5 protein-coding genes are annotated in these 6,473 nt (G+C 42.0%); all 5 read left to right on the forward strand.

The window, feature by feature from the left end:
• Positions 1-102 precede the first annotated feature (102 nt).
• Complete coding sequence (gene rppH / locus ND16A_RS02635) at positions 103-663, forward strand: RNA pyrophosphohydrolase (protein ID WP_052073283.1); 561 nt, start codon at positions 103-105, stop codon at positions 661-663.
• Positions 664-1,173: 510 nt separating this feature from the next.
• Positions 1,174-3,435 (forward strand): phosphoenolpyruvate--protein phosphotransferase, encoded by a 2,262-nt coding sequence (gene ptsP / locus ND16A_RS02630; protein ID WP_033078956.1) that lies wholly within the window; start codon positions 1,174-1,176, stop codon positions 3,433-3,435.
• Positions 3,436-3,568: 133 nt separating this feature from the next.
• A complete protein-coding gene (locus tag ND16A_RS02625; protein ID WP_033078957.1) occupies positions 3,569-4,360 on the forward strand; it encodes a sulfite exporter TauE/SafE family protein in 792 nt (263 codons plus the stop codon).
• A gap of 13 nt (positions 4,361-4,373) precedes the next feature.
• The gene (lgt, locus tag ND16A_RS02620) at positions 4,374-5,234 is read left to right on the forward strand and encodes a prolipoprotein diacylglyceryl transferase (RefSeq protein WP_033078958.1); all 861 of its coding nucleotides are present in this window, start codon (positions 4,374-4,376) and stop codon (positions 5,232-5,234) included.
• Positions 5,231-6,082: a thymidylate synthase gene (locus ND16A_RS02615; RefSeq protein ID WP_033078959.1), complete on the forward strand. Its 852-nt coding sequence runs from the start codon at positions 5,231-5,233 to the stop codon at positions 6,080-6,082. The genes lgt and ND16A_RS02615 overlap by 4 nt, the downstream gene beginning before the upstream one ends.
• Positions 6,083-6,473 lie beyond the last annotated feature (391 nt).

A 6,473-nucleotide genomic window follows, 5' to 3' on the forward strand; every position in this document is an offset into this window, starting at 1 on the left:
TAAAAAAATTAAAGATTAACATTAATTTTAATCTTTAATTTGCTCATCATCGTAGTTTGTGGAACAATCATTTCATATATTAAAATTTGAACGGGAGTTCATGTGATTGATGCCGAAGGCTATAGAGCCAATGTCGGCATAGTGATTACGAACGGCAAAGGTCAAGTTTTTTGGGCTAGGCGATTTGGTCAGCATTCATGGCAATATCCGCAAGGTGGCGTCGACGAAGGTGAAACCACTGAGCAAACGATGTTTCGTGAACTGCATGAAGAGGTAGGTTTAAAACCTCATCAAGTGGAGATCATTGCCAGTACCAAGCATTGGTTAAGATACCGTTTACCGAAGCGTTTAATTAGGCATGAAAGTAAACCTGTGTGTATTGGCCAAAAACAAAAATGGTTTTTGCTAAAACTGACTTGCGCCGAAGATGAGGTTGATTTGTTGCATTCAGGTCACCCTGAGTTTGATGATTGGCGCTGGGTAAGTTATTGGTATCCAGTTCGTCAGGTGGTTTCATTTAAACGCGATGTATATCGTCGGGTAATGAAAGAGTTTGCTGCCGTTGCATTACCTAGCCATAAGAGCGAGGGCAATGAACGTAGAGCAAACAAATTCCATCGAGGTAACAATCAGCGACGTAATAATCAAAGACGTCGAGGTTAACACTCAAAGTGGTATGTGATCATTATGTAATACAAAAGTTGTGCAGCTAACGCTGCACAACTTTTTTTTTACTTCATGGATGATGGAATGCAAATCGCCAGGGATGGTATTAGATTTGTAGCACAAGGATATGTGCTTATACCCGGCAGGCAGGACGCCTTTTGAGGGTGATTGTTTTAAGCTTCGAGCAACTAGCTACTGGCCACGGGCTGTGTATTTGATGAATTCACCTATAGTGTAACAATACCAATGCTGCCTGAAGCTCGTAGCCAGAAGCGATTAATATTTTCTACCTTTACCCGGCAGGCAAGAGGCCTTTTGAGGGTGATTGCACAAGGTTGTGCTTAATTTAAGATGGAATCTTAAATCCTCTGTTAAAGCAAAAGCTTACATTGTTTTTAGATGGCTAAGTTTTAGGTTATACTGATATTTCTGGTTAAGACCAATTTGATTCATTAAAAATGATCAGATAATTAGCCAACTTGGTATAGTATTTTAGCAAGGGAGTTTATGTTAACCACTTTACGGAGAATTGTTTTAGCGTTTGGGCAAGAACCTGAGTTAGGTAATGCTTTGCAGAATTTGGTGGCGCAGGTGAAAACCGCTATGGCCACCGAATGTTGCTCGGTATATCTTGCTGATTATGAGCGCGAACATTTTTTGTTAACGGCCTCTGACGGTCTTGCTAAAGCTTCCCTTGGGCAGGTGACCATAGGTTTTTCTGAAGGCCTGGTCGGTTTGGTTGGTCAGCGTGAAGAACCGATCAATATTGCTGATGCCCAACATCACCCTCGCTTTAAGCATGCACCGGAAGTAAAAGAAGATGATTTTAATGCTTTTTTAGGAACGCCAATCATTCATCAACGACGGGTGTTAGGCATACTTTCTGTCCAACAAAAACAAGCCAGACAATTTAACGAGAATGAGGAAGCGTTTTTAGTCACCCTGGCGGCGCAACTTGCCATCGCCATCGCCAATGCCGAAACCACGGGTATTTTAAGCCGCAATAAAAATCAGCAAAATCGACACTACGTGCAAGGCGTGCCTGCGTCTCCCGGTCTTGCCATTGGCAACTTTTATATTAGTTATCCAAAAGCACAGCTCAGCAGTGTCAGCCTGACCAAAGTCGAGCAAGTTGCTACACAGACGAAAATGTTTCAACACGCAGTGCTAAAGACTAAGCGTGATCTTTCGCAAATGAGTGAGCGCATGCAAGGTGCGATCCCTGAAGATGCCTTAGATATTTTTGAAATGTATAAACATATACTCGAAAGTGCCAGTTTGGGCGACGAAATAGTGGAAAAAATTAGTTTCGGCTGGAATGCTGAAAGTGCTTTGAAACTGGTAATAGATCAATATGTTATTCAATTTGAGTCGGTTGAAGACCCTTATATACGAGAACGTTCAACCGATATTAAAGACTTAGGCAATCGGGTTTTATTTCATTTACAAGAAGAAGAAGCGAGTCGAGAGCAAGTTCCGAAAAATATGATACTAGTGGCGACAGATGTTACTGCCTCTTTATTGGCGGAATATCAGCATAAGGGATTAAAAGCGATTGTATCATTATCGGGGTCAACCAACTCACATGCCGTTATTTTAGCCCGGGCATTGGGCATTCCGGCAATTATGGCGGTAGGCAATATCGGCTTGGCGAACTTTAAATATAAACAGGCCATTATTGATGGTTATTCAGGAGAAATATTCTTATCTCCCGATGCTGCGCTGTTAGGTGAATATCAACATTTGGTTCGCGAAGAAGGTGAATTACAAGAACTGATAAAGGCAGTGATTGATTTACCGGCTATTACTAAAGATGGCAAATCAATTGAGTTATTATTGAACGCGGGTCTTAGTGCCGAATTCGATTCTTCGATGAAAAATGGTGCGGTTGGTATCGGCTTATACCGTACTGAAATTCCATTTATGGAGCGTAATTGTTTTCCTTCAGAACATGAACAAGTGAACTTGTATCACACGGTATTGCGCTCTTTTCCTCGGCAACCCGTAGTGATGCGTACCTTGGATGTGGGCGGTGATAAGGCTTTGCCTTATTTTCCTATCAATGAAGATAATCCGTTTTTAGGCTGGCGCGGCATTCGCATTACCTTAGATCACCCTGAAATCTTTTTGGTACAAGTCAGAGCCATGTTAAAAGCCAATATCGGCATCGGTAATTTGGAAATCATGTTGCCAATGATCTCTGGTGTGACCGAAGTTGATGATGCCGTAAGACTGGTAAATCAGGCTTATTTTGAAGTGTGCAATGAAAGCGATACGCCAGTGTCGAAACCCAAAATCGGCATAATGTTGGAAGTGCCGTCAGTCATTTTTCAATTAGAAGAATTAGCAAAAAAAGTGGATTTTTTCTCTGTTGGCAGCAATGATCTCACCCAGTACCTGCTTGCGGTAGATAGGAACAATTCAAGAGTAGCACCGTTATATGATTCGTATCACCCTGCCGTATTGCGGGCGCTAAACCAGATTGCCGAACAAGCGCAACTATTCCTGATAGAGTTAAGCCTGTGTGGCGAGCTGGCCAGTGAACCTGGCGGGGCGTTATTACTGTTAGCAATGGGCTACGATAAGTTAAGTATGAACACTCATAATATTCCAAAAGTTAAATGGGTGTTGCGCCATATTGATTATAAACAGGCACAGCTAATCCTATCCCATTGTCTAATGTTAACCACGGCGAAACAAGTGCATAATTACTTGAATGAGCAATTAGAATTACTTGGTTTAGGCGGTTTTGTCCGTGCCGGTAAATAAATATTGGGTTAATTGCCGGTAATTAGACCTTTGACCGGTGAAATCGGTAATTTAATAAGCAGCTTTAGCGATTTAAGGTTAAAATTTATTATCAGCGAGATTTTTTCCTAGTCTCGCGTTTCTAGAGTTAACAATGTTTTTATCAGTATTCTTATTTTGTATGTTACTAGGCACCTTGGTCGGCTTTTTAGCGGGCATGTTGGGAATTGGCGGCGGTTTAGTCATAGTCCCGGTGTTGATTATGTTACTACCGACAATTGGCTTACATCCTGATATTGTCATGCCTATTGCCTTAGCATCTTCATTAGCGTCCATCGTGGTGACATCTTCCAGTGCGGCATTTAATCATCATAAATCGGGTAATATTCCCTGGAAATTAACCAAAAAATTATTGGCCTTTGTTGCTGTAGGAGCAGTAATTGGCGCCAATTTAGCCGATTTACTGCCAACCAAAACGTTAACGGCCATTTTTGCTACCTTTGTGATCTCGTTGGCAACCTACATGTTGTTTTCCATCAGACAAACGGTACATAGAGGTTTGCCCTCAGATAACGTGTTGAAAGGGGTTGCCACCGGGACTGGTGTTATCGCCAGCTTAATGGGCATCAGTGGTGGTGCCGTACTCATTCCATTTTTAAGTTATTGTGGTGTTAATTTATTGCAGGCTATTGGCATTTCTACAGCTTGCGGTATGATTGTCTCGCTTTTTGGCACAATGGCGTTTATGATTGCAGGTCTTGGTAATCCCAACCTTCCGGAATGGAGTTTAGGGTACATATATTGGCCAGCAGTACTCGGTATCGCTTCTACATCTACGGTATTGGCAAGGTACGGGGTAAAGTTAGCGAATAAGCTGCCAGTAAAAACAATAAAAAAAGTATTTGCTGCATTCCTGATACTTGTGGCAATAAAAATGATGACTTAACACAGGATCTTTTATGACCCTAGCTGCACTACAATTTCCACAAATTGACCCGATAATTTTCTCCATTGGCCCTATTGCCTTACGCTGGTATGGCTTAATGTATTTGATTGGCTTTATTCTAGCCATGATGATTGCCAATAAAGCTGCCGATAAAAGTCGTGGCCTTTGGACTCGAGAGCAAGTTAGCGATTTACTATTCTATGGCTTCCTTGGCGTGATATTGGGTGGCCGGGTAGGCTACGTCTTATTTTATAATTTTGATTATTTCTTGGTTGATCCGCTCTATCTGTTTAAAATCTGGACCGGCGGCATGTCGTTTCATGGTGGACTGTTAGGAGTGATCACTGCCATTGCGATTTTTGCGCGCAAGGAAAAGAAAAGTTTTTTACAGGTTGGTGACTTTGTCGCGCCATTGGTACCGCTTGGTTTAGGTGCTGGCCGTATTGGTAACTTTATTAATTCAGAACTTTGGGGCAGAGAAACCGACGTCTCCTGGGCAATGATCTTCCCGACCGACCCGTTAGGTCTAGCACGTCATCCTTCGCAACTCTATGAGTTCTTCCTTGAAGGCGTAGTGCTGTTTATGATCATCTATTTCGTCTGTCGTAAACCAAAGCCTGCCGGGGTTGCCAGTGGTCTATTTTTAGCGGGCTACGGCTTGTTTAGAATGATAATAGAGTTTTTCCGTGAGCCAGATGCCCATTTAGGTTTTTACTTTAGCTTTATCTCGATGGGACAAATGCTGTCACTACCTATGGTGATCGTTGGCATTGGCCTGATCACGTGGGGCTTAAACAAAGGTTTACCTATTGAAAACAAGTCATCTAAGACAAAAACCGCAAACAAAAAAAATAACAAGAGTGTCGCCAAATGAAGCAGTATTTAGATTTATGCCAACGCATTATTGATGATGGTATTTGGGTTGATAATAAACGTACCGGCAAGCGTTGTTTAACGGTAATTAACGCGGATCTGGAGTATCAGGTTGGCAACAATGAGTTTCCATTAATTACCACCCGTAAGAGCTTCTACAAATCGGCAATTGCTGAGCTGCTTGGCTACCTTAAAGGGTACGACAATGCCGCCGATTTTCGCGCTTTGGGCACCAAAACCTGGGATGCCAATGCCAATGACAATGAAGTGTGGCTGAAAAATTCATATCGCAAAGGTGAAGACGATATGGGCCGAGTATACGGCGTGCAAGGTCGTGGCTGGGCAAAGCCTGATGGTGGCACCATTGATCAGTTGAAAAAAGTTGTTGAAAACCTAAAAAATGGTGTCGATGACCGCGGCGAAATTATTACCTTTTATAATCCGGGTGAATTTCATATGGGCTGTTTACGTCCATGCATGCATACGCACAATTTTTCACTGCTCGGCGATACCTTATATTTAACCAGCGCTCAGCGCTCTTGTGATGTACCTCTGGGACTGAATTTTAATCAAATTCAAGTGTTTGCCTTTTTGGCGATTATGGCGCAAATTACCGGCCATAAAGCTGGTGTTGCCTACCATAAAATTGTTAATGCCCACATTTATGAAGATCAATTGGATTTAATGAAAAATGTGCAGTTAAAACGAGAGCCACTTTCGGCGCCAAAACTTACCATTAATCCTAAAATTAAATCGCTAGAAGATATTGAAACCTGGGTGACGATGGATGACTTTGAAGTGACAGGTTATGAGCATCACGATGCGATCAAATACCCGTTTTCGGTGTAGGTAAAAAAGGGTACGAGGTACAAGGTACGAGGTACGAGGTACAGGGTACAAGGTACAAGCAGACTGCGCATTACTCACAGAACTGTCTATATATTCTAATATCAACTTTGATTGATAATTTATTATTCTTAAGAAACGAGAAGCGAAGAGCCATTGTTCCTATGCACGTTTTGAATTTGGGAGGTCCCGTTCAAAAGCATAACGGGATGACGGAGTAATTTTTCTAAGTATATGATAACCAACTATTTAGGTTTACTTACACCACGTCATATAAAAGAAGAAGCCCCTAAATAAATTATTACTTAAGGGCTAAGCTAGAGTGAGAAGAAGAGGCTAAGACGTCAAAAGCTTTTAGCTTCTCGGGATGCAAAAGCCTCTTCTTACTCTAGCG

This window comes from Thalassotalea sp. ND16A (genome assembly GCF_000764205.1).
In the GTDB taxonomy this organism is placed as follows: Bacteria; Pseudomonadota; Gammaproteobacteria; order Enterobacterales; family Alteromonadaceae; genus Thalassotalea_A.